Source organism: Burkholderia sp. COPS (assembly GCF_019425585.1).
Taxonomy (GTDB): Bacteria; Pseudomonadota; Gammaproteobacteria; order Burkholderiales; family Burkholderiaceae; genus Burkholderia; species Burkholderia cepacia.
Window position 1 is genome coordinate 23,050 of the sequence record NZ_WIXR01000018.1, and the last position, 25,184, is coordinate 48,233.

Annotated in this window: 27 protein-coding genes; 17 read left to right on the forward strand and 10 right to left on the reverse strand. The window is 66.3% G+C overall.

The window, feature by feature from the left end; genetic code table 11:
• Positions 1-83: 83 nt before the first annotated feature.
• The gene (locus FOZ70_RS17560; protein WP_021160745.1) at positions 84-1,076 is read right to left on the reverse strand and encodes a bifunctional riboflavin kinase/FAD synthetase; all 993 of its coding nucleotides are present in this window, start codon (positions 1,074-1,076) and stop codon (positions 84-86) included.
• Positions 1,077-1,198: 122 nt separating this feature from the next.
• On the opposite strand from FOZ70_RS17560, the gene purN reads away from it, so the two are divergent.
• The 6 genes from purN to nadC all read left to right on the forward strand — a co-directional run bounded on the left by purN (position 1,199) and on the right by nadC (position 8,192).
• Complete coding sequence (gene purN, locus FOZ70_RS17565; protein WP_021160746.1) at positions 1,199-1,861, forward strand: phosphoribosylglycinamide formyltransferase; 663 nt, start codon at positions 1,199-1,201, stop codon at positions 1,859-1,861.
• A complete protein-coding gene (locus FOZ70_RS17570) occupies positions 1,858-3,123 on the forward strand; it encodes an RsmB/NOP family class I SAM-dependent RNA methyltransferase (protein WP_060218357.1) in 1,266 nt (421 codons plus the stop codon). The genes purN and FOZ70_RS17570 overlap by 4 nt, the downstream gene beginning before the upstream one ends.
• An 18-nt stretch (positions 3,124-3,141) precedes the next feature.
• Positions 3,142-4,506 (forward strand): mechanosensitive ion channel domain-containing protein, encoded by a 1,365-nt coding sequence (locus FOZ70_RS17575; protein WP_219706355.1) that lies wholly within the window; start codon positions 3,142-3,144, stop codon positions 4,504-4,506.
• A 221-nt stretch (positions 4,507-4,727) separates the two neighbouring features.
• Positions 4,728-5,921 carry an acyl-CoA desaturase gene (locus FOZ70_RS17580; RefSeq protein WP_027786669.1) on the forward strand — a complete coding sequence of 398 codons (1,194 nt, stop codon included), beginning with the start codon at positions 4,728-4,730 and terminating at the stop codon, positions 5,919-5,921.
• 253 nt (positions 5,922-6,174) lie between these two features.
• On the forward strand, positions 6,175-7,311 hold the full coding sequence (nadA, locus tag FOZ70_RS17585) for a quinolinate synthase NadA (protein ID WP_219706356.1): 1,137 nt from the start codon (positions 6,175-6,177) through the stop codon (positions 7,309-7,311).
• A complete protein-coding gene (nadC, locus tag FOZ70_RS17590) occupies positions 7,308-8,192 on the forward strand; it encodes a carboxylating nicotinate-nucleotide diphosphorylase (RefSeq protein ID WP_021160751.1) in 885 nt (294 codons plus the stop codon). Before nadA ends, nadC begins: the two co-directional genes overlap by 4 nt.
• Before the next feature lie 89 nt (positions 8,193-8,281).
• On the opposite strand, the gene nadB is transcribed toward nadC, so the two are convergent.
• The 4 genes from nadB to radC all read right to left on the reverse strand — a co-directional run bounded on the left by nadB (position 8,282) and on the right by radC (position 11,458).
• Positions 8,282-9,868: an L-aspartate oxidase gene (nadB, locus tag FOZ70_RS17595; RefSeq protein WP_021160752.1), complete on the reverse strand. Its 1,587-nt coding sequence runs from the start codon at positions 9,866-9,868 to the stop codon at positions 8,282-8,284.
• A 160-nt stretch (positions 9,869-10,028) separates the two neighbouring features.
• Positions 10,029-10,196, reverse strand: coding sequence for a 50S ribosomal protein L33 (gene rpmG, locus FOZ70_RS17600; RefSeq protein WP_006478046.1), 168 nt, complete (start codon positions 10,194-10,196; stop codon positions 10,029-10,031).
• Positions 10,197-10,213: 17 nt separating this feature from the next.
• Entirely contained in the window at positions 10,214-10,447 is a 234-nt protein-coding gene (gene rpmB, locus FOZ70_RS17605; RefSeq protein ID WP_004186391.1) for a 50S ribosomal protein L28, read from the reverse strand.
• Between the two features lie 237 nt (positions 10,448-10,684).
• A complete protein-coding gene (gene radC, locus FOZ70_RS17610) occupies positions 10,685-11,458 on the reverse strand; it encodes a DNA repair protein RadC (protein ID WP_059709626.1) in 774 nt (257 codons plus the stop codon).
• Positions 11,459-11,593: 135 nt separating this feature from the next.
• On the opposite strand from radC, the gene FOZ70_RS17615 reads away from it, so the two are divergent.
• The 8 genes from FOZ70_RS17615 to FOZ70_RS17650 all read left to right on the forward strand — a co-directional run bounded on the left by FOZ70_RS17615 (position 11,594) and on the right by FOZ70_RS17650 (position 18,819).
• Positions 11,594-12,049: a peptidylprolyl isomerase gene (locus tag FOZ70_RS17615; RefSeq protein WP_219706357.1), complete on the forward strand. Its 456-nt coding sequence runs from the start codon at positions 11,594-11,596 to the stop codon at positions 12,047-12,049.
• A 2-nt stretch (positions 12,050-12,051) separates the two neighbouring features.
• The gene (gene ispH / locus FOZ70_RS17620) at positions 12,052-13,032 is read left to right on the forward strand and encodes a 4-hydroxy-3-methylbut-2-enyl diphosphate reductase (RefSeq protein WP_021160756.1); all 981 of its coding nucleotides are present in this window, start codon (positions 12,052-12,054) and stop codon (positions 13,030-13,032) included.
• A gap of 204 nt (positions 13,033-13,236) precedes the next feature.
• Positions 13,237-13,980, forward strand: a complete 744-nt coding sequence (locus FOZ70_RS17625) for an amino acid-binding protein (protein WP_196488519.1) — start codon at positions 13,237-13,239, stop codon at positions 13,978-13,980.
• A gap of 211 nt (positions 13,981-14,191) precedes the next feature.
• Positions 14,192-15,142 (forward strand): branched-chain amino acid ABC transporter permease, encoded by a 951-nt coding sequence (locus FOZ70_RS17630; protein ID WP_021160758.1) that lies wholly within the window; start codon positions 14,192-14,194, stop codon positions 15,140-15,142.
• Positions 15,143-15,160: 18 nt separating this feature from the next.
• Complete coding sequence (locus FOZ70_RS17635; RefSeq protein WP_027786675.1) at positions 15,161-16,330, forward strand: ABC transporter ATP-binding protein; 1,170 nt, start codon at positions 15,161-15,163, stop codon at positions 16,328-16,330.
• A 24-nt stretch (positions 16,331-16,354) separates the two neighbouring features.
• Positions 16,355-17,131 (forward strand): ABC transporter ATP-binding protein, encoded by a 777-nt coding sequence (locus FOZ70_RS17640; protein WP_021160760.1) that lies wholly within the window; start codon positions 16,355-16,357, stop codon positions 17,129-17,131.
• Positions 17,131-17,847 carry an ABC transporter ATP-binding protein gene (locus FOZ70_RS17645; RefSeq protein ID WP_042975782.1) on the forward strand — a complete coding sequence of 239 codons (717 nt, stop codon included), beginning with the start codon at positions 17,131-17,133 and terminating at the stop codon, positions 17,845-17,847. The genes FOZ70_RS17640 and FOZ70_RS17645 overlap by 1 nt, the downstream gene beginning before the upstream one ends.
• Positions 17,848-18,147: 300 nt before the next feature.
• Positions 18,148-18,819: a DUF2278 family protein gene (locus FOZ70_RS17650; protein ID WP_021160762.1), complete on the forward strand. Its 672-nt coding sequence runs from the start codon at positions 18,148-18,150 to the stop codon at positions 18,817-18,819.
• Positions 18,820-18,843: 24 nt separating this feature from the next.
• Here the strand turns inward: FOZ70_RS17650 and FOZ70_RS17655 are convergent, their stop codons facing one another.
• The 3 genes from FOZ70_RS17655 to FOZ70_RS17665 form a co-directional block, all read right to left on the reverse strand.
• The gene (locus FOZ70_RS17655; RefSeq protein WP_021160763.1) at positions 18,844-19,299 is read right to left on the reverse strand and encodes a GNAT family acetyltransferase; all 456 of its coding nucleotides are present in this window, start codon (positions 19,297-19,299) and stop codon (positions 18,844-18,846) included.
• A 13-nt stretch (positions 19,300-19,312) separates the two neighbouring features.
• Positions 19,313-20,497 carry an acetylornithine transaminase gene (locus FOZ70_RS17660; protein WP_027786679.1) on the reverse strand — a complete coding sequence of 395 codons (1,185 nt, stop codon included), beginning with the start codon at positions 20,495-20,497 and terminating at the stop codon, positions 19,313-19,315.
• Between the two features lie 293 nt (positions 20,498-20,790).
• Positions 20,791-21,822, reverse strand: a complete 1,032-nt coding sequence (locus tag FOZ70_RS17665) for a CDP-6-deoxy-delta-3,4-glucoseen reductase (RefSeq protein ID WP_021160764.1) — start codon at positions 21,820-21,822, stop codon at positions 20,791-20,793.
• A gap of 107 nt (positions 21,823-21,929) precedes the next feature.
• On the opposite strand from FOZ70_RS17665, the gene FOZ70_RS17670 reads away from it, so the two are divergent.
• A complete protein-coding gene (locus tag FOZ70_RS17670; protein WP_021160765.1) occupies positions 21,930-22,967 on the forward strand; it encodes an NAD-dependent epimerase/dehydratase family protein in 1,038 nt (345 codons plus the stop codon).
• On the opposite strand, the gene FOZ70_RS17675 is transcribed toward FOZ70_RS17670, so the two are convergent.
• Both FOZ70_RS17675 and FOZ70_RS17680 read right to left on the reverse strand, forming a co-directional pair.
• Positions 22,950-23,138, reverse strand: a complete 189-nt coding sequence (locus FOZ70_RS17675) for a hypothetical protein (protein ID WP_021160766.1) — start codon at positions 23,136-23,138, stop codon at positions 22,950-22,952. The genes FOZ70_RS17670 and FOZ70_RS17675 overlap by 18 nt on opposite strands.
• A 106-nt stretch (positions 23,139-23,244) precedes the next feature.
• The gene (locus FOZ70_RS17680) at positions 23,245-23,961 is read right to left on the reverse strand and encodes a 16S rRNA pseudouridine(516) synthase (protein ID WP_219706358.1); all 717 of its coding nucleotides are present in this window, start codon (positions 23,959-23,961) and stop codon (positions 23,245-23,247) included.
• Between the two features lie 114 nt (positions 23,962-24,075).
• On the opposite strand from FOZ70_RS17680, the gene copC reads away from it, so the two are divergent.
• Both copC and FOZ70_RS17690 read left to right on the forward strand, forming a co-directional pair.
• Positions 24,076-24,450 carry a copper homeostasis periplasmic binding protein CopC gene (gene copC / locus FOZ70_RS17685; RefSeq protein WP_021160768.1) on the forward strand — a complete coding sequence of 125 codons (375 nt, stop codon included), beginning with the start codon at positions 24,076-24,078 and terminating at the stop codon, positions 24,448-24,450.
• Between the two features lie 68 nt (positions 24,451-24,518).
• Positions 24,519-25,019 (forward strand): DinB family protein, encoded by a 501-nt coding sequence (locus FOZ70_RS17690; RefSeq protein ID WP_021160769.1) that lies wholly within the window; start codon positions 24,519-24,521, stop codon positions 25,017-25,019.
• Positions 25,020-25,184 lie beyond the last annotated feature (165 nt).

A 25,184-nucleotide genomic window follows, 5' to 3' on the forward strand; every position in this document is an offset into this window, starting at 1 on the left:
TCGGGAGACGCGCGAGCGTCGTGAATCGGGGATGCGCGCGAGTGAGCGGCGCGAGGGTGCGGCGCCAGGCGCCGCCGTCCGGATCAGCTAATTCGGTCGGTGGCCGACGTCGAGAAGCCCGTGGCGCGGCTGCCCGGCGCACGGTCGCGCTCGATGAAGTACGCGCGTGCATTCGCGACGTCCAGCGCGATCGCGCGCGACAGCGCCTCGAGATCGTCGAATTTCGCCTCGTCGCGCAGCTTTTTCAGGAATTCGACGCGGATGAGCTTGCCGTACGCGTCGCCGTGCCAGTCGAGCAGGTGGACCTCGAGCAGCACGCGGCCGGAATCGTCGACGGTCGGGCGCAGCCCGAGGCTCGCGACGCCCGGCAGCGGGGTGGGGCCGAGGCCGTGCACCTGCACGACGAAGATGCCCGCGAGCGCCGGACGCTTGTGCGCGATCGGCAGGTTCAGCGTCGGGAAGCCGAGGTCGCGGCCGAGCTTCAGCCCGTGCGCGACGTGGCCGCTGATCGCATAGCCGTGGCCGAGCGCCTGCGCGGCCGCGTCGAGATCGCCCGCGGCGAGCGCGGCGCGCACGCCCGAGCTGGAGATGCGCGTGCCGTCGCTGCCCGCGACCGTACCCATTTGCTCGACCTCGAAGCCGTACTGTTCGCCGGCCGCCTTCAGCGTGTCGAAGGTGCCCGCGCGCTTCGCGCCGTAGCAGAAATCGTCGCCGACCATCATCCAGCGCGTGTGCAGCCCGTTCACCAGCGTGCGTTCGACGAACGCCTGCGGCGACTGGCTCGCGAACGTGTGATTGAAGTGCTCGACGACGACGCGGTCGACACCGTGGTCGCGCAGCGCCTCGAGCTTGTCGCGCAGCATCGCGATGCGCGGCGGCGCGCCGGCGGGGTTGAAGAATTCGCGCGGGTGCGGCTCGAACGTCATCACGCACACGGGCAGGCCGCGCGCGTCCGCTGCCGCGCGCACGCGCGCGAGCAGGGCCTGGTGGCCGCGATGGACACCGTCGAAGTTGCCGATCGTCAGCGCGCACGGGGCGCGGCTCTCGGCGTTGGGCAGGCCGCGGAAGACTTTCACGATAGCGGATGCAGCGTCGGGGAATGGGCGGTGGGATGCCGCAAAGCAGAAGATTATAAACGTTCGGGCGGGCCGGCGGCCGAGAAGGCGGGAAACGCGGGGGCGAATGGTAAAATTCGCGGATGAAAAAACTCGTGATCCTGATTTCCGGTCGCGGCAGCAACATGGAGGCCATCGTCCGCGCGTGCGCGCAGGAACGCTGGCCGGCCGAGATTGCCGCCGTGATCGCCAACCGGCCCGACGCGGCCGGACTGGCTTTTGCCGCGTCGCACGGGGTGGCGACGGCGGTGGTCGACCACCGTTCGTTCGACGGCCGCGACAGCTTCGACGCGGCGCTCGCCGCCGAGATCGACCGGTTCGCGCCCGATCTCGTCGTCCTCGCCGGCTTCATGCGCATCCTCACGCCCGCATTCGTCAGACGATACGAAGGCCGGTTGCTGAACATCCATCCGTCGCTGCTGCCGAGCTTCAAGGGCATCCACACGCATCAGCAGGCGCTCGACGCGGGTGTCGCGCTGCATGGCGCGAGCGTGCATTTCGTCATCCCCGAGCTCGACAGCGGCGCGATCGTCGCGCAGGGCGCGGTGCCCGTGCGCGCGGGCGACGACGCGGCGGCGCTCGCGCAGCGCGTGCTGGCGGTCGAGCATGTGCTGTATCCGCGCGCGGTGCGCTGGTTCATCGAGGGCCGTTTGCGCCTCGAGAACGGCCGTGCAGTGGTGGCGCCGGAAGAGGCGCGCTGGATTTTCGCGGATCAACCGCATACCGAAACGAGTGAGGGCGTATGAAGCTGCACGGATTCCTGATCGGCCAGACCGAGACTTTGCTGGCCGAGGTGCTGAAGTTCGCCGGCCCCGCCGACGCGACGACGAGCCGGTTCTTCCGCGCGCACCCGAAGCTCGGGCATGCCGAACGCGGTGTGATCGCCGAGGCGGTGTTCGCGGTGCTGCGCCGGAAAATGGAGTTTTCGCACCTCGCCGAGAGCGGCACCGGTACGCCGGCACGACGCCTCACGCTGCTCGGCCTGATGCAGACGGTCGGCCGCAATGCGCTGAAGCCATTTCTGTCGGACACCGAGTCGGCCTGGCTCGAGCACGTGTCGAAAATCGACCCGGCGAGCCTGCCGGTGCGCATTCGCACGAACCTGCCCGACTGGATTTACCAGGCGCTGTCGGCCCGTTTCGATGCCGATGAGCTCGCGCAGCTCGCCGCCGCGCTGAACTATCCGGCGCCGCTCGACCTGCGCGCCAATGCGCAGAAGGCGAGCCGCGACCAGGTCATCGACGGGCTGCGCGCGAGCGGCATCGACGCGGGCGCGACCCCGTTCGCGCCGTTCGGCGTGCGCGTGGTCGGCAAGCCGGCGCTGACGCGCCTGAAGCTGTTCGAGGAAGGCGCGATCGAGGTGCAGGACGAAGGCAGCCAGCTGCTGTGTTCGCTGGTCGCGCCGCGCCGCGGCGAGATGGTCGTCGATTTCTGCGCGGGCGCGGGCGGCAAGACGCTCGCGCTGGGCGCGATGATGCGCTCGACCGGGCGCCTCTATGCGTTCGACGTGTCGGAGAAGCGCCTCGCGAAGCTGAAGCCGCGCCTCGCGCGCAGCGGGCTGTCGAACGTGAACCCGGTGCTGATCGACAGCGAGCACGACGCGAAGATCAAGCGGCTCGCCGGCAAGATCGACCGCGTGCTGGTCGACGCGCCGTGCAGCGGCCTCGGCACGCTGCGCCGCAATCCGGACCTGAAGTGGCGCCAGACGCGCACCGCGATCGACGAACTCACGCCGAAGCAGGCGTCGATCCTCGCGAGCGCCGCGCGCCTGGTGAAGAAGGGCGGCCGGCTCGTCTACGCCACCTGCAGCGTGCTCGACGCCGAGAACGAACGCATCGTCGAGCAGTTCCTGGCCGATCATCCCGAGTTCGTGCTGGTGCCGGCGCAGAAGGTGCTGGATGACCAGCGCATCGCGCTCGAGACCGGCGACTACCTGTCGTTGTGGCCGCACCGTCACGCGACCGACGGCTTCTTCGCCGCGGTTCTCGAACGGCGCGCCGCGCAGTAACGACTGCCCGGACTGACGATGGAAAACCTGCAGAGCCGCCTGCTGTCGCACCGGCTGGAATCGGTCATTCGTGACTTCCACCAGCCGGTGATGATCTGGCAGGCGGCGATCCTCGTCGGCGCGCTGTGTTTCGCATGGGTGACCGCGCGCTTCGTGCACGGCCGCATCGATGCACGCCGCCGGGCGGCCGGCCGCGCGCCCGGCGCGGGCGCGCAAAGCCTGAAGCGCGCGCTGTTCCCGTTGTTCGGCAGCGTCTTCGTCGGCGCCGCGCAACTCGCGTTCGACCCGTTCATGTCGACGTCGCTGCTGTCGCTGGCGCTCGTGCCGCTGTTCGGCATCGGGCTGATCTACGTGCTGTTCTTCTTCGCGCGGCGCGTGTTCGCGCGCGACGGCCACACGCATGCGTGGCTGTCGATCGTCGAGAAGATCGTGTCGACCGTCGTGTGGGCCGCGATGGTGCTGACCGTGCTGGGCATTCAGCGCGACGTGCTGGGCTGGCTCGACAGCGTGCAGTTCCGCGTCGCCAACGCGCACCTCACGCTGCTGTCGGTGATTTCCGGCGCGCTGTGGGTATGCGTGACGCTGATGGTCGCGATGTGGCTGGGCTCGGTGCTCGAGGACCGCCTCACGCGCGCAAGCACGCTCGACGCGAACCTGAAGGTCGTGCTGTCGCGGGTCGGCCGCGCGCTGCTGGTATTCGCGGCGATCCTGATCGGGCTGTCGCTGGTCGGCATCGACGTGACGGTGCTCGGCGTGTTCGGCGGCGCGGTGGGTGTCGGCCTCGGTTTCGGGCTGCAGAAGATCGCCAGCAACTACGTGTCGGGTTTCATCATCCTGCTCGACCGCTCGCTGCGGCTCGGCGACGCGATCAGCGTCGGCGGGCTGCAGGGCGTCGTCACGCAGATTCGCACACGCTACACGGTCGTGCGCGGCCTCGACGGCAACGAGACGCTGATTCCGAACGAGAAACTGATCACCGACGTCGTGCAGAACCAGTCGTCGTACCTGACGCGCGGCTACGCGAAGGTCGCGGTGCAGGTCGCGTACACCAGCGATGTCGAGCACGCGCTCGTGTTGCTCGCCGAGGCGGCCAGGGACGTGCCGCGCGTGCTGGCGGAACCGGCTCCGACCCCGTATCTGGTGGGTTTCGGTGCGGACGGGATCGACCTGGAGCTCGGTTTCTGGATCGAGGACTCGGCGAAAGGGACGTCCGGCGTGCGTTCGACCGTGAACCGCAATATCTGGCGGCTGTTCAGCGAGCACGGGATTTCGATCCCGTTCCCGCAGCGCGAAGTGCGGGTCGTGGGGCTGCCGGACAGCTTTCCTGCTACGGGCGTGGCGGTCGGCAACGGCGCGGTGGACGGGCGCGCACCGGCTGCGTAGCGCAAGCTGGCCGCCAAACGTATCGACCCCGCGGTCGAAACCGGATCGCGGGCCGTTCCGAGTCCGCCCATGGACTGCGCTGGTTGCGTCAGGGCAAGAAAATGTTCATTTTTTACAAAGACTTGGAACGGTTGAAGTAAAATTCTGGTCTACACGCGGTATGCTTTCATTTTTCTGACGCTTGGCGCGGGCCGGCGTCGCTCTCATCACAGGTAACTGCCTTGTTGAATTCCCTGCTCGATTTTCTTTCCCACGGGCTCCTGCATTTTTCGTGGTGGCAGGTCGCGCTGTTCGCGCTCGCCGTCACGCACGTCACGATCATCGGCGTGACGGTCTACCTGCACCGCTGCCAGGCGCATCGCGCACTCGAGCTGCATCCGATCGCGAGCCACTTCTTCCGCCTCTGGCTGTGGATGACGACCGGCATGCTGACGGGCCAGTGGGCCGCGATTCACCGCAAGCACCATGCGAAGTGCGAGACCGAGGAAGATCCGCACAGCCCGCAGACGCGCGGCATCTGGAAGGTGTTCCTCGAGGGCGCCGAGCTGTATCGCGCGGAAGCGAAGAATGAAGAGACGATGCGCAAGTTCAGCCACGGCACGCCGAACGACTGGATCGAACGCAACATCTACTCGAAGTACCCGATCCTCGGCGTGAGCCTGATGATGGTGATCGACGTCGCGCTGTTCGGCGTGCTCGGCCTGACCGTCTGGGCCGTGCAGATGGTCTGGATTCCGTTCTGGGCGGCTGGCGTCGTCAACGGCTTCGGTCACTTCTGGGGTTATCGCAACTTCAACTCGGCCGACGCGAGCACGAACCTGTTCCCGTGGGGCATCGTGATCGGCGGCGAAGAGCTGCACAACAACCACCACACGTTCGCGACGTCGGCGAAGCTGTCGAACAAGTGGTACGAGTTCGACATCGGCTGGATGTACATCCGCATCATGTCGGCATTCGGTCTCGCGAAGGTGAAGAAGGTCGCACCGACGCCGCGCCTGAACAAGCCGAAGACGGTGCTCGACCAGGAAACGCTGCAGGCCGTGCTGTCGAACCGCTACGAAGTGATGGCGCGCTACGGCAAGGCCGTGAAGCGCGCATACCGCCAGGAGCTTGCGCACCTGAAGGAAATCGGCGGCGAGAAGTACCAGCTGATGCGTGGTGCGCGCAAGTGGTTCCACAAGGATGCCGACGGCCTCGACGAGCCGCAGAAGAAGCTGCTGCCGGAAATCTTCGCGAACAGCCAGAAGCTGCACACGTACTTCCAGCTCCGCCAGGATCTGGCCGCGATCTGGGATCGTTCGACTGCATCGCGCGAACAGCTTCTCGCGCAATTGCAGGATTGGTGCCATCGCGCAGAACAAAGCGGCATCAAGGCGCTGCAGGAATTCGCGACGCGCCTGCGCCGCTACGCCTGATTCGAAATCGATTAGAATCTAAGGACGTCAAAAACCCCGCGTTGGCGGGGTTTTTTATTTGGACTTCCGGTTTTTGAAGGTGACCGGTTGGGCCGGATTTGTATGAGGCTTGGGGCGGCGGCGAATGGTTGCCCCGGGGCGAGCACAGGGGTGAGGCCGGAGGGGGCGCGAAGGCGCCGATGCTGGTCGACCGCGAAGCATGGGATCCAGGTGAGCGCCAAAGCGCTAACTTGGATCGACAGGAGATATGGAGATGCAATCGACGATCAAACCCGTCGAATACGATCGGCCCGTCGCAGCAGGGACCGTGTGCGGCGTGGGGCAGGCATGGGCCAAGGTGCCCGACGCACCGTCCGCCGAAGAGCGCGCTGCACTGAAGGCACGTATCAAGGCGCTGCTCGTTCGTGAAAAGGCCGTCCTGGTCGCGCACTACTACGTCGACGCCGAATTGCAGGAACTGGCCGACGAAACGGGCGGCTGTGTCGCCGACTCGCTCGAAATGGCCCGCTTCGGCCGCGATCACGACGCGCAGACACTGGTCGTCGCCGGCGTGCGCTTCATGGGCGAAACCGCGAAGATCCTGAGCCCGAACAAGCGGATCCTGATGCCCGACCTCGATGCGACCTGCTCGCTCGACCTCGGCTGCCCGGTCGACGAATTCTCGGCGTTCTGCGATGCGCATCCCGACCGTACCGTCGTCGTCTACGCGAATACCAGCGCCGCCGTGAAGGCGCGCGCGGACTGGATGGTCACGTCGTCGATCGGCCTCGAGATCGTGGCCGACCTGCATGCGCGCGGCGAGAAGATCATCTGGGCACCGGATCGCCATCTCGGCAGCTACATCCAGAAGAAAACCCGCGCGGACATGCTGTTGTGGCAAGGCTCGTGCCTCGTCCACGACGAGTTCAAGGGCATCGAACTCGACCTGCTGCGCGCCGAGTATCCGGACGCGAAGGTGCTCGTCCACCCCGAATCGCCGGAAAACGTCGTCGCACAGGCGGACGTCGTCGGCTCGACGACGCAATTGATCGACGCAGCCGTGAAATTTGACGCGACGCGCTTCATTGTCGCGACCGATCTCGGCATCCTGCACAAGATGCAGATCGCGGCGCCGGGCAAGACCTTCATCGCCGCACCGACGGCCGGCAACAGCGCAACCTGCAAGAGCTGCGCACATTGCCCGTGGATGGCGATGAACGGCCTCGCGAACCTCGCCGACGTGCTCGAACGCGGTCACAACGAGATCTTCGTCGATCCCGCGATCGGCGAGCGTGCACGTCTGCCGATCGACCGGATGCTCGACTTCGCAGCGGCGCACAAGAAGCGCGTGCAGGCGAGCGGCGATCTGCAGCGCGACCAGCAACTGTTTGCGAACGTGGGGGCTGCATGACGAACGCAGCCGTATCCCCGCTGTTCGACGTCGTCCGGGAGCAATACGGTGCGGCATTCGACGACGCGATCGCGCGCAACGTGGCCGATGCGATCGCGGAAGACGTCGGCACGGGCGACCAGACCGGGCGGCTCGTACCGGCCGGCGGGCGTCGCCGGGCGCGCATCATCGTGCGGGAAGACGCCGTGTTGTGCGGTGTACCGTGGTTCGAGGCCGTGATTGCGCGAATCGATCCGGCAATCGTCGTGCAATGGCGCTATCGCGAAGGCGACCGGATGACGCCCGATTCGACCGTCTGCGAACTCGAAGGGCCGGCGCGTGCACTGCTGACGGCCGAGCGCAACGGACTGAACTTCCTGCAATTGCTGTCGGGGGTCGCGACTGCGACGCGCCGTTACGTCGAGCGCGTCGAAGGCACGCGTGCGAAGATTCTCGATACGCGCAAGACGCTGCCCGGCCTGCGGCTCGCGCAGAAATACGCTGTGCGTGTCGGCGGCGGCGAGAACCAGCGTCTCGCGCTGTATGACGGCATCCTGATCAAGGAGAACCACATCGCAGCGGCAGGCGGTGTCGGCGAGGCGCTCGACGCGGCGTTCGCGCTGGAGTCGGGCGTGCCCGTGCAGGTCGAAGTCGAGACGCTCGCGCAACTCGATACGGCGCTCGCGCATCGCGCGCAGTCGGTACTGCTCGACAACTTCACGCTGGACATGATGCGTGAAGCGGTGCGTGTCGCGAACGGCAAGGCCGTGCTCGAAGTGTCGGGCGGCGTCAATTTCGATACGGTGCGTGCGTTCGCGGAAACGGGTGTCGACCGTATCTCGATCGGCGCGCTGACGAAGGACGTGCGCGCGACGGACTATTCGATGCGTATCGTCGACTGACCGCGCGACATACCGTCTGACGAAAAAAAGCCGCTGGCGCGCAAACGCCAGCGGCTTTTTTGTGGGCCGCAGCCGGAACGGCGTGGCGGTCAGCGGCGCGAGCGGGGCGTGAGCACGCTCGGCAGCGCCTTCGGCAGCGTGTTCGGCCAGTCGCGGCTGTAGTGCAGCCCGCGGCTTTCGCGGCGCGAGTACGCGCTTTTCACGATCAGTGTCGCCACGTCGACGAGGTTGCGCAGTTCGAGCAGGTCGCGCGTCACGCGGAAGTTCGCGTAGTACTCCTGGATCTCGTCGCGCAGCAGCGACAGCCGGTGCTTCGCGCGTTCGAGGCGCTTGTCGGTACGCACGATGCCGACGTAGTTCCACATCAGGCGGCGCAGCTCGTCCCAGTTGTGCGCAACGACGACTTCCTCGTCCGCATCCGACACGCGGCTTTCGTCCCATGCGGGCAGCGTGGCGGGTGTTTCGGCATCGAAGCCGGCCGCCTCGATCGCCCCGGCCGCCGCGCGGCCGATCACGAGGCATTCGAGCAGCGAGTTGCTCGCGAGCCGGTTCGCACCGTGGAGCCCGGTGTACGACGTTTCGCCGACCGCATACAGGCCCGCGAGATCGGTGCGCCCGGCGAGATCGGTGACGACGCCGCCGCACGTGTAGTGTGCGGCCGGCACGACGGGAATCGGCTGCTTCGCGATATCGATGCCGAATTCGAGGCAGCGCGCGTGGATCGTCGGGAAGTGCTCGCGCAGGAACGCTTCCGGCTGGTGGCTGATGTCGAGATATACGCAGTCGATCCCGCGCTTCTTGATCTCGAAGTCGATCGCGCGTGCGACGATGTCGCGCGGTGCGAGTTCGGCGCGAGGATCGTGCGCGGGCATGAAGCGCGTACCGTCGGGCAACTTCAGCAGGCCGCCTTCGCCGCGCACGGCTTCCGAGATCAGGAACGACTTTGCATACGGATGGAACAGGCAGGTCGGGTGGAACTGGATGAATTCCATGTTGGACACGCGGCAGCCCGCGCGCCACGCCATCGCGATGCCGTCGCCGGTCGCGGTGTCGGGGTTCGTCGTGTACAGGTAGACCTTGCCGGCGCCGCCGGTCGCGAGCACCGTATGCGGTGCCTCGATCGTGATCGTGCGGTCGTTGTCGACGTCGAGCGCATACAGGCCGTGACAGCGGCGGCCGGGCAGGCCGAGGCGGTCCGACGTGATCAGGTCGATCGCGTGGTGGTTCTCGAAGAACGTAATGTTCGGATGCTGGCGCGCCCGCGCCGACAGCGTCGCGAGCACCGCGTGGCCGGTCGCGTCGGCCGCGTGGATAATCCGGCGGTGGCTGTGGCCGCCTTCGCGCGTGAGGTGGAAGCCGAGCTCGGCAGCGTCGTCCTTCGTGAACGGCACGCCCTGGGAGATCAGCCATTCGATCGCTTCGCGGCCGTGCTCGACGATGTAGCGCGTCGCGCCTTCGTCGCACAGCCCGCCGCCGGCGACCAGCGTGTCGTCGACGTGGTTCTCGATGCTGTCCGCCGAATCGAGGACGGCCGCGATGCCGCCTTGCGCGTTATCGCTTGCCCCCTCCATCATCGAACGTTTCGCGATCAGCGCGACACGTCGCGTGCTGGCCAGGTTGAGTGCGACCGACAGCCCTGCCAGGCCGCTGCCGACGATCGCCACGTCGAATTTCATGCTGCATCTCCATCGTTACGCTTTTGATCTTGTGCGTTCCGGCGGCCGCAGCCGCGGAAAGGGGAGAGCATACCGCGTCGCGCCGGAGCGTGCGCGCAAAACAAAAAGCCCCGCATGTGCGGGGCTTTTCGGTCGCCGTCAGGCTGGCAGAAACCGGAGATTACTTGATCTTGGTTTCTTTGTATTCCACATGCTTGCGGACGACGGGATCGAACTTCTTGATCGCCATCTTTTCCGGCATGTTGCGCTTGTTCTTCGTGGTCGTGTAGAAGTGACCCGTACCAGCGGTCGACTCGAGCTTGATCTTGTCGCGTGCGCCTTTTGCCATGATTGTGCTCCTTGGGCTTAGGCTTCGCCGCGTGCGCGCAGGTCAGCGAGCACGGAATCGATGCCGTTCTTGTCGATCAGGCGCAGGCCGGCGTTCGAGACGCGCAGGCGCACCCAGCGGTTTTCGCTCTCTACCCAGAACCGGCGGTTTTGCAGGTTCGGCAGGAAGCGGCGCTTCGTCTTGTTGTTGGCGTGGGAAACGTTGTTGCCGCTCATCGGCGCTTTCCCAGTTACTTGGCATACGCGTGCCATGAGAGCACTCCTAATACGCTAAATTCGGGGTTCGATCGCCGATGAAGGTTCCATCGTACCGCCACGTGATCCATGGCTGCACTCAGAACGCCGAAGCCCTTACAGACAAGGCCCTTCGATGGCTAGAACTGGTTGGAAAAAAGACAGACGGCGATTCTAGCAGAAAAAGTTCAGAAAAATCAAACCTAATTTCGCATCGCCGTTGCGGCGCCCTCAGGCGGGCCGCAACCGCACAGTCTACAGCCAACCGGCCCGTGCGAACGAAAAAGTATCACTGGTGCCGATGACGACGTGATCGAGCAGCTGAACGTCGACGAGCGCGAGCGCGTCGTACAGCACGCGGGTCAGGCGCCGATCCTCGGCGCTCGGCTGCACCGCGCCCGACGGATGGTTGTGCGCGACGATCAGCGCGGCGGCGTTGTGCGCCATCGCGCTGCGCACGATCTCGCGCGGGTAGACGGCCATGCGCGTCAGCGAACCGCGCGTGATTTCCTCGGTGTCGATCAGGCCGTGGCGCGCGTCGAGGTAGACCGCGGCGAACACTTCGTACGGGCGCGCGCCGATCTTCATCCGCAGATAGTCCTCGACCGCGCCGGGCGAATCGATCAGCCGCTTCTCGCGCGCTTTCTCCTTCAGTACGCGCCGCGCGATCTCGGTGACCGCAACCAGCCGCGCGGAGCGCGCGGGGCCGATGCCGGGGTGCGCCTCGAAATCGTCGGCGGTTGCCTCGAGCAGCCCGCGCAACGTCTTGAACTGCCCGACCAGCGCGCGGGCCGTGACGAACACGTCGTGCCCCGGCTTGCCGGTGCCGAGCAACAGGGCGATCAGTTCGTCGTTGGTCAGCGCGGCCGGCCCGCGCTCCAGCAATCGCTCGCGCGGCCGCTCGGGCCGCCAGTCGCGCGGGCGGCGCTTGCGCCGGCGGATCGGGAGGCCGCGGCCGGGCGGATCGGCCGGCAGATCGGCGGTGTCGCGGCATTCGACGGGCGGCAGGGTGAGGCAGGGTGACAGCATGCTCGAAACTCCATTGGCGGCGGGCGGTATGCGCGACGTCGTCGCACTTTCCGCCTTGCGCGCTCAGGTGACTTACAATATTGGCTTTGCGCCGGGCCTTTCGGCCGTATCGGGCGCCGACCGAACGAGTAATTCATGAGCCTCATCGATCTATCCGAAGTGAAGCCCGGTTCCCACGTCACGTTGCATTACCGGCTGGCACTGGCCGACGGCGCCGACATCGTCAACACCTTCACCGACAAGCCGGCCACGCTGCTGCTCGGCGCGGGGCAACTGGCGCCGTCGCTGGAACAGATTCTGATCGGGCTCAGGGTCGGCGACCATTCGACTTTTCAGCTATCGCCCGCACAGGGGTTCGGTCCCCGCAATCCCGACATGCTCCAGCGCGTCACGCTGTCGACGCTGCGCGAGAACGGGATGGTCGGCGACGATTTCACGCCGGGCGAACTGATCGAGTTCAATGCGCCGGACGGCGGCCGGTACGCGGGGGTGCTGAAGGAAGTCAGCGAGACCTCGGCACTGTTCGACTTCAATCATCCGCTCGCGGGCCAAGCGCTCACGTTCGAAGTGAAAATCATCGGAATCCTGTAATCATGAGCACCACCGATACGCTGTCCGGGCAGACCGTCGCAGCCGACGCCGAAATCCTGCTGGCCCAGCCGCGCGGTTTCTGCGCGGGCGTCGATCGCGCGATCGAGATCGTCGAGCGCGCAATCGCGATGCACGGTGCGCCGATCTACGTTCGTCACGAGATCGTCCACAACAAGTACGTGGTCGAGGATCTGAAGAAGAAAGGCGCGATCTTCGTCGAGGAACTCGAGGAAGTGCCGGCCGGCAATACCGTGATCTTCAGTGCGCACGGTGTGTCGAAGGCCGTGCGCGACGAGGCCGACGTGCGCGGGTTGCGCATTTACGACGCAACCTGCCCGCTCGTCACGAAGGTGCACGTCGAAGTGGCGAAGATGCGCCAGGATGGCGTCGACATCGTGATGATCGGCCACAAGGGCCATCCGGAAGTCGAAGGCACGATGGGTCAGGTCGAGCGCGGCATGCATCTCGTCGAGAGCGTCGAGGACGTGCAGAAGCTCGAGCTCGCCGATCCCGAGCGCATCGCGCTCGTCACGCAGACGACGCTGTCCGTCGACGATGCAGCCGAGATCATCGGCGCGTTGAAGGCCAAGTATCCGAAAATCCGCGAGCCGAAGAAGCAGGACATCTGCTACGCGACGCAGAACCGCCAGGACGCAGTGAAGTTCATGGCGCCGCAATGCGATGTCGTGATCGTCGTCGGCAGCCCGAACAGCTCGAATTCGAGCCGCCTGCGCGAAGTGGCCGAGAAGCGCGGCGTGGACGCCTACATGGTCGATGCACCCGACCAGATCGACCCGGCATGGGTCGCGGGCAAGCGCCGCATCGGCGTGACGGCCGGCGCGTCGGCACCTGAAGTGCTCGCCCAGGCCGTGATCGCGCGTCTGCGCGAGCTCGGCGTGCGCAACGTCCGCGCGCTCGAAGGCATCGAGGAAAACGTGTCGTTTCCGCTGCCGCGCGGGTTGAACCTGCCGCCCGCCGCCTGATTGACGCAGCGCACCTGCGGACACACCGAAGCGCGCCTCCCGGCGCGCTTTTTTTTACCCGTCGGAATTGCAATCGCAACCATTCTCCGCATTCATGGTGCAACCGGGTTGCTCCCATCGTTTTCAAGCGTCTCTCAAAATTGGTTGCAATGCAGGAAAACCCCATCGAATCAGGATTATTGGCGTCCTATAAATGGAGTTACAATGCGCCCGTTTTCAGGCCTGAATGGCTTTGAAATCGGGTTTTGGCAAGGCGCGGGAGACCATTCGATGCATGTGAAGTTGGCTTACGCCGTGTCCGTCGCCGCACCGGTTGCAATGCTTGCCGGCTGCAGCAAAAAGAGCGACGGCGGGGCGGGGAGGGAGGCTGCGGTGTTCGCGGCACCGCCGGCCAGCGGCGTGCGCGTCGCCGGAACCGGTCGTGCGGCACCGTTCGCGTGCCGCATCGCGCAATTGGGCAAGGACAAGGAAAACGGGGCACGTTTGGCGATCGAGGAAATCAACGCGCTTGGCCTGGCGAACGGCCAGGCAGCGGGCACGCAGGTTGCAGCGCAGCAAGCCGCCGGTCGTGGCGTGACAGCGACCGTGCGCGCCGATCGACGCAGGCCGGCCATGGTGCCCGGCGCTGCGGGCAGCGTGCCGATGTCGCCGGCCCCCTTTCATTTCGATTCGACGAAACAGCGTGTTGCCGCGAGCCATGGTGTCGCGGCGCGCGGTCTGGTTCGTACGATGGATTCCGACGCAGTCCTGACGAATGTCGGGCGCGGCGTTCGCGGTGCCTTGCGGGGCGGCGCGACACGGAATCCGATCTGCCCGGATGCGGGGCTCGCCTCGCTCCGGACGGGAAAAGGCACGGATGCCGGGCAACCGGACGATGGCCGTCTCGGCATGCTGCCCCACGACTTCAAGGAGGCCACGAACACCGTCCTCGATGTCGTGACGATTTAGCGACGGGACTCATGACGGCACCGGAACAGTGCGGTGCCGTTTCTGTATCCGCTCCGGCGGCAGGTCCGGCCGTACAGGCCGGGCGGCGCGCGCCGGGACGATCCACCCTTACCGGTATCGACTAGTACCCGCAGTGTCGCCGAGAAGGCGCGATTCCTCGCTTACCCGCGGGGCGCACCGTCCTCCGGCAGCACGGGCCAAGGAGCTTTAAATGGATATTTTCGTCCAGCAGGTTCTCAACGGGCTGGTGCTCGGCAGTGTCTACGCCATCATCGCGTTGGGCTACACGATGGTGTACGGCATTCTCGGCATCATCAACTTCGCGCACGGCGACGTGCTGATGATCGGCGCGATGGTCGCCTTGTCGGCCATCACCGTGCTGCAGAACCATTTCCCCGGACTCGGCAACGTCGCGACGCTGACGATCGGCCTGGGCATCGCCGCCGTCGTCTGTGCGTTCGTCGGCTTCACGATCGAGCGGGTCGCATACCGGCCGCTGCGCCGCGCACCGCGCCTCGCCCCGCTGATCACCGCGATCGGCGTGTCGATCCTGCTGCAGACCGCCGCGATGATCATCTGGTCGCGCAACCCGCTGCCGTTCCCGCAATTGCTGCCGACCGATCCGATCAACGTGATCAAGGCGACCGACACGACGCCGGGCGCCGTGATCTCGGTCACTGAAATCGTGATCATCGCGGTGGCGTTCCTCGTGATGGGCGGCCTGCTGCTGCTCGTGCACAAGACCAAGCTCGGCCGCGCGATGCGCGCGATCGCCGAAAGCCCGAACACCGCGAGCCTGATGGGCGTGAACCCGAACTTCGTGATCTCGGCGACGTTCATGATCGGCTCCGCGCTCGCCGCGCTGGCCGGCGTGATGATCGCGTCCGAATACGGCAACGTGCACTTCTACATGGGCTTCATCCCCGGCATGAAGGCATTCACGGCCGCGGTGCTGGGCGGGATCGGCAACCTCGGCGGCGCAATGGTCGGCGGCGTGCTGCTCGGCCTGATCGAGCAGCTCGGGGCCGGCTACATCGGCAACCTCACGGGCGGTGTGTTCGGCAGTAACTACCAGGACGTGTTCGCCTTCGTCGTGCTGATCATCGTGCTGGTGTTCCGTCCGTCCGGCCTGTTGGGCGAACGTGTCGCGGATCGCGCGTAACGGAAGGGAGCAAACAACATGACATCCATTCAACCGATTGAATCCTCGACGTCGCTCGTCGAAGAGCGCAACACCGCCAAGACCGTCATCATCGGCATCCTGACCGCTGCGTTCGTGATCGCCGCGCCGATCATCATCGGCTCGGCCGGCGGCAACTACTGGGTCCGCGTGCTCGACTTCGCGATGCTGTACGTGATGCTCGCGCTGGGCCTGAACGTGGTGGTCGGCTTTGCCGGCCTGCTCGACCTCGGCTACATCGCGTTCTACGCGGTGGGCGCGTACACGGCGGCATTGCTGAGCTCGCCGCACCTGACCTCGCAGTTCGAGTGGATCGCGGCGCTCGCGCCGAACGGCCTGCACATCCCGTTCCTGATCATCGTGCCGATCGCGATGGCGCTGGCGGCGACCTTCGGGATCCTGCTCGGCGCGCCGACGCTGCGCCTGCGCGGCGACTACCTGGCGATCGTGACGTTGGGCTTCGGTGAAATCGTCCGGATCTTCATGAACAATCTCGACCGTCCGGTGAACATCACCAACGGCCCGAAGGGGATCACGGGCATCGATCCGGTGCACGTCGGCGGCTTCAACCTGTCGCAGACGCACTCGCTGTTCGGCCTGCAGCTGCCGTCGGTCTACATGTACTACTACCTGTTCGTGCTGTGCTCGCTGCTGGTGATCTGGGTGTGTACGCGCCTGCAGCACTCGCGTATCGGCCGTGCCTGGGCAGCCATCCGCGAAGACGAAATCGCGGCGAAGGCGATGGGCATCAACACCCGCAACGTGAAGCTGCTCGCATTCGCGATGGGCGCGTCGTTCGGCGGCCTGTCGGGCGCGATGTTCGGTGCGTTCCAGGGCTTCGTGTCGCCCGAGTCGTTCACGTTCTGGGAATCGATCGTCGTGCTCGCCTGCGTGGTGCTCGGCGGCATGGGCCACATCCCGGGTGTGATCCTGGGCGCGGTGCTGCTCGCGATCTTCCCGGAATTCCTGCGCTCGACGATGAGCCCGCTGCAGCACGCGCTGTTCGGTCATGACGTCGTCGATACGGAAGTGATCCGTCAGGCGCTGTACGGCCTCGCGATGGTGGTCATCATGCTGTACCGCTCGGAAGGCCTGTGGCCCGCGCCGAAGCATGAGGACAAGATCGCGAAACTGGCGAAGCGCAACAGCAAGAAGCCGGTGCGCGCTTAACCTACGGACACAGGGGATATACACATGAGCGACAAGCAAATCCGACTGTCCGTCAAGGGCGTGAACAAGCGCTTCGGTGGCCTGCAGGCGCTGTCCGACGTCGGTCTCGAGATCAAGGAAGGCGAGATCTACGGGCTGATCGGCCCGAACGGCGCCGGCAAGACGACGTTCTTCAACGTGATCACGGGCCTCTACACGCCGGACTCCGGCGAGTTCAAGCTCGACGGCTCGGAATACAAGCCGACCGCGGTGCACCAGGTCGCGAAGACGGGCATCGCGCGCACGTTCCAGAACATCCGCCTGTTCGGCGGGATGACGGCCCTCGAGAACGTGATGGTGGGCCGCCACGTGCGCACCAAGCACGGGCTGCTCGGCGCGGTGTTCCAGACGCCGGCCGAACGCCAGGAAGAGCGCGAGATCAAGGAACGCGCGATCGAGCTGCTCGAATACGTCGGCGTGCTGCAGTACGCCGACTACACGTCGCGCAACCTGTCGTACGGCCACCAGCGCCGGCTGGAAATCGCGCGCGCATTGGCGACCGACCCGAAGCTGCTCGCGCTCGACGAGCCGGCGGCCGGGATGAACGCGACCGAGAAGGTCGAACTCACGCGCCTGCTCGACAAGATCCGTTCGGACGGCCGCACGATCCTGCTGATCGAGCACGACGTGAAGCTCGTGATGGGATTGTGCAACCGGATGACGGTGCTCGATTACGGCAAGGTGATCGCCGAGGGTCTGCCGCAGGACGTGCAGAAGAATCCGAAGGTGATTGAGGCATATCTCGGCGCAGGGGTGCACTGATGGCAGCGGCAATGTTGAAAATCAAGGGCTTGCAGGTCAACTACGGCGGCATCCAGGCCGTCAAGGGCGTTGACATGGAAGTCCGTCAGGGCGAGCTCGTGACGCTGATCGGCGCGAACGGCGCAGGCAAGACCACGACGATGAAGGCGATCACGGGTCTCAAGGCGTATTCGGCGGGCGACATCGAGTACGACGGCAAGTCGATCAAGGGCGTGCCGACTCACGAACTGCTCAAGCGCGGCCTCGCGATGGTGCCGGAAGGCCGCGGGATCTTCGCGCGGATGTCGATCGTCGAGAACATGCAGATGGGCGCATACCTGCGCAACGACACCGAGCAGATCAAGAAGGACGTCGACCGTATGTTCGGCTTTTTCCCGCGCCTGAAGGAGCGTGCGACGCAGCTCGCGGGCACGCTGTCGGGCGGCGAGCAGCAGATGCTGGCGATGTCGCGCGCGATCCTGTCGAAGCCGAAGCTGCTGCTGCTCGACGAGCCGTCGATGGGCCTGTCGCCGATCATGGTCGAGAAGATCTTCGAAGTGGTGCGCGAGATCTCGAAGGAGGGGATCACGGTGCTGCTCGTCGAGCAGAACGCACGCCTCGCGCTGCAGGCGGCCGACCGTGGTTACGTGATGGATTCGGGCACGGTCACGATGGAAGGCGATGCGAAGCAGATGCTCGACGATCCGAAGGTGCGTGCCGCGTATCTCGGTGAATGAGTGAGTGAATGAGCGGGCCCGATGGCGCGCGACGGCAGGTGCCGGGCGCGTCGCACACGGGCTTTCGAAAGGCTGTCACGGGATGCCGTGACAGCCTTTTTTTCGTGTCGTGCCATTCGAATCGAACTTGTGCGTTCGGATGCGACTCCATTCGACTGTTACGCCGCGCACGCGGCGCGGGGGCGATGGGGCGGCCACCCGCAGCGGGTCGTCCGCAGCCGGTCGCCCGAAGCCGGTCGCCTGCAAACCGACACACGGGCCGTGTAGCATCGACGGCCCCTCGGGACATGGAGAGCACGCATGAGTCTGGACTACGGTTTCGTGAAGGCGAAGGTGACATCGGTGGCGAAGCTGAAGGGCTCGCCGCACGGCAGCGAGATCCAGTATCACATCCACCTGACGCTGGCGTTGCCGGGCGGCAACTGGGACGTCGCGATCAACGTCGGCACCAGCGACGCGGACGACTTGCTGAACTACAAGCTCGTCTACGATTTCCACCACCCGATCACGCAGACGCTCGCGGCCGCGACCGAAGGTTATACCGACCTGACGGGGCAGGCCGCATTGCCCGCGCTCGACTACTTGCGCAGCGACATCCTGAACGAAACGGGGGCGTGGCGCGCGAGCGCCGTGATGGACGGCACCGAGAATCCGGAGCCGATCCCGTCGCTGCTGCGGCTCGTGAACGCCGCGCAGTCGCAGGGGCTCGACGTCGTCGTGTTCGGCCGCTCGTATGCCGAAGGCAACGGCATCCACGACACGCACATGAACCAGGGTTCGACCGGCTCGAACTACGTGCACCGTGCGGGCGACGACCACAACGACCACAACGACGTCTGGCAGGACGGCGCGCTGATCGTGCGCGTGAGCGACACGCAGTGGGCCGCCTATTTCGCCGCGTTCGAGCAGCAGGCCGTGCCGACCGACGCGCTCGGCAATCCGCTGCCGGGCGCGGGGCCGATCACGCGCTGAGATCGCCGGCGGCCGGCTGTCGCGTCATGCGGCCGGCAGCGTCTTGCCGAACGAGATGCGTTCCTCGACGCGGTAGCCGAGCGCCGCGTAGAAGCGGCACGCGTCGTCGTTGCCCGGCAGCACCTGCAGGTTGATCTTCAGGCAGCCGCGCGCGGCGAGCGCGCGTTCCGCATGCGCGATCAGCGCGCGGCCGATGCCGAGCCGCCGCGCGTCGTTCGATACGCCGAACGAGTAGAGCCAGCCGCGATGTCCGTCGAAACCCGCCATCAGCGTGCCGACGACGCGTGCGCCGCTGGTCGCGACGAAAAACAGCTCCGGCTGCGTCGCGAGCTTCAGCTCGATCGATCGCAGCGGATCGCGGTGCGGCGGCGCACCGGCTTCGTCGTACTGCGGGAACGCATCGCGCCATACCGCGAGCACGGCATCGGTGTCGGCGCGTTCGAACGGGCGGATTGCGACAGCATCGGCGGCGGCATCCATCGGCGGGCTCTCCTCAGAGTGTGTCGAGAACCGACCGCAGCATCGCCATCATCTGGTCGATCTCTTCGGTCGTCACGTTCAGTGCGGGCATGAAGCGCAGCAGGTTCGGCCGCGCGGCGTTCAGCAGCAGGCCGTCGGGCTGCATGTCGCGTGCCTTCTCGACGATCTGCGGGCCGATGTCCTTGCCGAGCAGCAGCGCGCGCAGCAGGCCTTCGCCGCGTTCGCCTTCGAAACCGCGCTCTTCCGACAGTTCGAGCAGCTTGCGCTTCAGGTATTCGCTGCGCGCGCGCACGCCTTCGAGGAAGCCGGGCGCGACGAGCTGCGAGATCACCGAATAGCCGACCGCCGTCATCAGCGGGTTGCCGTTGTACGTGCCGCCCTGGTCGCCGGCCTCGAACACCGCGACCTCGGCCTTCGACAGCAGCGCGCCGAGCGGGGCGCCGCCGCCGATGCCTTTCGCGAGCGTCATGACGTCCGGCTCGATGCCGGACAGCTCGTATGCGAACAGCGTGCCCGCGCGGCCGCAGCCGCTTTGCACCTCGTCGACGATCAGCAGCAGGTTGTGCTGTTTCGTCAGCGCGCGCAGCGCCTGCATGAATTCGCGCGTCGCCGGAATCACGCCGCCTTCACCCTGGATCGGCTCGAGCATCACCGCGACGGTCTTGTCGGTGATCAGCCTCTCGACCGAGTTGATGTCGTTGAGCTCGGCCTTCGGGAAACCCGGCACCTGCGGTGCGTAGATCGTGTCCCAGCCCGGCTTGCCGCTGGCCGACATCGTCGCGAGCGTGCGGCCGTGGAAGCTGTGGTCGAACGTGATGATCTCGTAGGCGCCGTTCTTGAACTTGCGGCCCCACTTGCGCGCGAGCTTGATCGCGCCTTCGTTTGCCTCCGCGCCGCTGTTCGTGAAGAACACCTTGTCGAACACGCTGTGCTGCGTGAGCAGGCCCGCGAGCTTCGCCATCGGTTCGTTGTAGAACGCGGGCGACGGGTTCAGCAGCTTTTCCGCCTGCGTCTTCAGCGCCTCGACGATGCCGTCGTTGCAGTGGCCGAGGCTGTTGACGGCCCAGCCCTGGATGAAGTCCAGGTAGCGCTTGCCCGTGTGATCGTAGAGCCACGAACCCTTGCCGTGCGTAAACACGATGTCGGGGCGGTTCGTGATGTACATCAGCGAGTCGATCGGATAATCGTTCAGGGGCATGGCAGCAGACTCCAGCGGGCGTTGAAAGGGAAACAGGCAATAAAAAAGCCACGGAAGGCCGTGGCTGGTGGGTCGAACAGCTTGTGCGTAACCGGTGAAGCGGTGTGGGGGTTACGCGCGAGTCCGTGACGAGCCTGCGGCATCCGGGCGGAGCGGCGAGCGGCGACGTCGAAGGGCGGACAGGAAGCAGTTCATGTGCGCAAGCATAAGGCATCCCGCGCCTCACTGTAAACCGCCGCGATGCCACGGATGTGACATCGCGGTGCGCGACGCGGGACGCGGATGCGCGGGTGTCAGACCGGATGCGCGAGATCGGCGGCGCTCGTGAACGAGTCGGCGTAGAACTCGTCAGCCGGCAGCGCGTGATGCTGCGTGAAGTCGCGTTGCGCGGATTCGACCATCACCGGCGCGCCGCACGCGTAGACCTGGTAGCCCGACAGGTCGGGCAGATCCTCGATCACCGCGCGATGGACGAAGCCGGTGCGGCCCGTCCACTGGTCGCCGGCGTCCGGCTCGGAGAGCACCGGCACGTACTTGAAGTTCGGGATCTCGCGTGCCCACTGCTCGGCGAGCTCGTCGAGGTAGATGTCCTTCTTGCGGCGCGCGCCCCAGTAGAGCGTCATCGGGCGCGTGATGCCCGTGTGCTTCACGTGCTCGATGATCGCCTTGATCGGTGCGAAGCCCGTGCCCGATGCGAGCAGCACGATCGGCTTGTCGGAATCCTCGCGCAGGAAGAACGTGCCGAGCGGGCCTTCGAAGCGCAGGATGTCGCGCTCCTTCATTGCGCCGAACACGTGGTCGGTGAACTTGCCGCCCGGCATGTGGCGGATGTGCAGCTCGATCGGGCCTTCCTCGTGCGGCGCGTTCGCCATCGAGTAGCTGCGGCGCGAGCCGTCCTTCAGGATGAACTCGACGTACTGGCCCGCGAGATACTGCAGGCGTTCGTTGGCGGGCAGCTGCAGCTTCACGACCATCACGTCGTCGGCCTTGCGTTCGAGCGCGGCGATCCGGCACGGCAGCTTCTTGACCTGCACGCCGTCGACGCCGGCGATTTCGCGCACGTCGATTTCGAGATCGCACTGCGCCTTCGAGCAGCACAGCAGCGCGAGGCCGCGCGTGCGCTCGTCGTTGGACAGCGCCGACGCGGCGTGCGGGCCCTGTTCGATCTGGCCCGACACGATCTGGCCCTTGCAGGAGCCGCACGCGCCGTTCTTGCAGCCGTACGGCAGATGGACGTTCTGGCGCAGCGCAGCCGCCAGCACGGTTTCGTCCGACTCGACCTGGAATTGCCGGCCGCTTTGCTTGAGAGTGACGTTGAATGCCATAGAACCAAACTAGAACAAAATGTGGGGACCGTGCATGTCGGGCACGGCAGCTACAATGCAAGCCCGTTGCGCGTCGCGCAACGGTGGCTACTGATTTCGCAACCAACATGATCGCGACTCGAATCCTGCGCCGGCCGCGCGCACTGATCGTCGGCTGCGGCGACGTCGGCATGCGCTGCGTCGCGCAATGGCGCGACACGCACCGCAACCTGCGGATCTTCGCGCTGACGAGCCACCCGGCCCGCCGCGACGAACTGCGTGCCGCGGGCGCGACGCCGATCGTCGGCGACCTCGATCGCCGGGCGACGCTCGGCCGCCTCGCGGGCCTGGCCCGCACGATCCTGCATCTCGCGCCGCCGCCATCCGACGGCCGCGACGACCGGCGCACGCGTGCGCTGATTGCCGCAACGACCGTGCCTGCGCGTCGGCCTTCGACTCCGCCGGCACCGGCGGTCGGCCGGCTCCGAACGCTGCGCACCGCTGCACGGCAGGCCGGCGCACCCGTTCGGGGAGCGCGTATTGTACCCGACGGCCTTCGCGCGCCGAGGCTCGTCTACGCGAGCACGACGGGCGTATACGGCGACTGCGGCGGCGCGCGCATCGACGAGACGCAGCCCTTGCGCCCCGCGAATCCGCGCGCGTTCCGACGCGTGTCGGCCGAGCGGCAACTGCGCGCGGCGACGGTGCGCGGCGTGCTGTCCGCGCGCATCGTGCGCATTCCGGGCATCTACGCGGCGAACCGCCTGCCGGTCGCACGGCTCGAGCGCGGCACGCCGGCACTCGAACCGGCCGACGACGTCTACACGAACCACATCCACGCGGACGATCTCGCGGCGATCCTGCGCCGCGCGGCCGAACGCGGCAAGCCGGCGCGCGCCGTGCACGCGTCGGACGACAGCGAACTGCGGATGGGGGAATATTTCGACCGGGTCGCGCAGGCGCTTGGCCTGCCGAGGCCGCCACGCGTCAGCCGCGCGGACGCCGAGCGCCAGCTCGAGCCGACCCTGCTGTCGTTCATGCGCGAGTCGCGGCGCCTGTCCAACGCACGGCTCAAGGCCGAATTGTGCGTGACGTTGCGGTATCCGACCGTAGACGATTTCCTTCAAACGCTCGCGCCGGGCAGCGCATCAGGTCAGCGCCGGTAATGCCTCGATCAGCAGGAAGCACAGCAGCGCGCCGATCAGCGCGCCAATCAGGTTCGGATGATATTTGTGCTTCGCGTGCATCATGGCCAGCAGGCCGCCGATCACGATGACACCGACGACCGCGAACGCGATCATCATGTACGACAGTTCGAAAGTATGGTTGACGTTCATGGTATCTCCCCCTGCATCGCTGCTCGTGCAGCTTGTAATTTCAGTATAGCGGGGGAACATGCGGCCGAGACGCGGCCGGGCACCGAACGGTCGTGCGGATTTTCCCTTACAGGGTTTTGACGGGATTGCGCAGCGCTGAAAGGTCGGCGTCATCGAGCCAGCGCCACGCACCCGGCGCGAGATCGCCCGGCAGCGCGAAGCCGCCGATGCTTTCGCGATGCAGCGCTTCGACGCGATTGCTCGCCGCCGCGACCATGCGCTTGACCTGGTGATACTTGCCTTCGAGGACGGTCAGCGCGAGCGCATGCGGTGCGCGCGCGTCGGCGGCGACCGCCGCGATCGGCTTCGGCTCGCCGTGCAGCTGCACGCCGGTGCGCAGCGCATTCAGCTGCGTGTCGTCGAGCGGGTGGCGCACGGTCGCCATGTAGGTTTTCGGCACCTTGCGCTTCGGCGACGTGTACGCGTGCACGAACTGGCCGTCGTCCGACAGCAGCAGCAGGCCCGTCGTGTCCTGGTCGAGACGTCCGACGCACTGCACGCCGCGCGCGACGAGCGGTGCGGGCAACAGGCTGAACACGCTCGCGTGGTGTTGGGGGTCGCGCGAACACTCGTAGCCGGCCGGTTTGTTGAGCGCGAGATATGCGCGCGCGTGGAACGGCCACGCCGTATCGTCGACCGAGAACACAAGGCCGTCGGTATCGAACGCGGCGTCGGGGTCGGTCGCGCACGCGCCCGCCACGCTGACGCGGCCCGCTTCGATCAGGCCGCGGCACTGGCGGCGCGAGCCGAAGCCCTGGGTGTAGAGAATGCTTTCGAGATCCATAGCGCGCGCATTCTATCAAGCGGCGGCGCGCGGCCGGCGTGAACCCGCATGCGCTGGTAAGCTGCCGGTACGCCGCGCGGGGCGCGGCGCCCGTTCACTCTTCACGGAAAGTCCATGCCTTTCGCTTCGTTCCCGTTCGGCCGCAAGGCTGCCGCCGTCATCCTCGCCGCAACCGTCTCGTCGGTTGCGTTCGCGCACGCGCATCTCGCGAAGAGCGACCCGGCGGCGGGCGCGGCGGTGGCCGCCGCACCGGCAGCCGTCACGATCGATTTCACCGAGCCGCTGGAGCCGGCGTTCAGCTCGATCGTCGTCGTCGACGGCAACGGCAAGACGGTGTCGGACGGCCGTGCGCGCATCGACGCGTCGAACCGCAAGCGGATGACGGTGCCGCTCACGGCGGCCGGCACGGGCGCCTATACGGTGAAATGGGTGGCCGTCGCGACCGACGGGCACCGCACGCAGGGCGCGTACGGCTTCAGCGTGAAGTGACGTGACGCAACGGCGGCGGCAGGCCCGTGCCAGGGCTGCCGTCGCTTCCATTCGACAGGGAGTCCCGCATGAATCCGACGACGCTCGACGCACTCGCCGATTTTCCCCGTCAGCTCGAAGCGCATTTCGCAGCCGTCCCGGACGGCTACGCGCGCTGGACGCCCGATGACTGGGCCGGAATCCCGAGCGAGCACTTCTCGCCGCTCGGGCAGCTCTGCCACGTGCGCGACATCGAGACCGACGGTTATCACGTGCGGCTGCGGCGGATGCTCGAGGAAGACCGGCCGCTGCTCGTATCGATCGATGGCGACGCGCTCGCGATCGAGCGCCGCTACAACGACGCGTATGCGTCCGACGTGCTCGCGGCGATCCGCGAAGCACGGCGCGAGACGCTGGACCTCGTGTCGCGCCTCACGCCCGAACAGCTCGCACGCACCGGGGAGTTCGACGGTTACGGCTCGCTGACCGTGCGCGGGCTCGTCCACTACCTGTGCAGCCACGACCAGCAGCATCTGGCCGGCATGCAATGGCTGCTCGGCAAGATCGACGCGGCGCTGTACGCGCGCTGAGCCGGCCGGCATCCGCGGCATCGGTCGGCGATTCCGGAATCCTGTCGGTGCGGCAGGCCACATTACGCTGCGGCGATTGGACGGATTTTCTGGATAATCCATCCAGCCGCGACCGGCTGACCGGTGCGTCGCGCGTGCCTACACTCCAGGATTCGTTCATCGAGA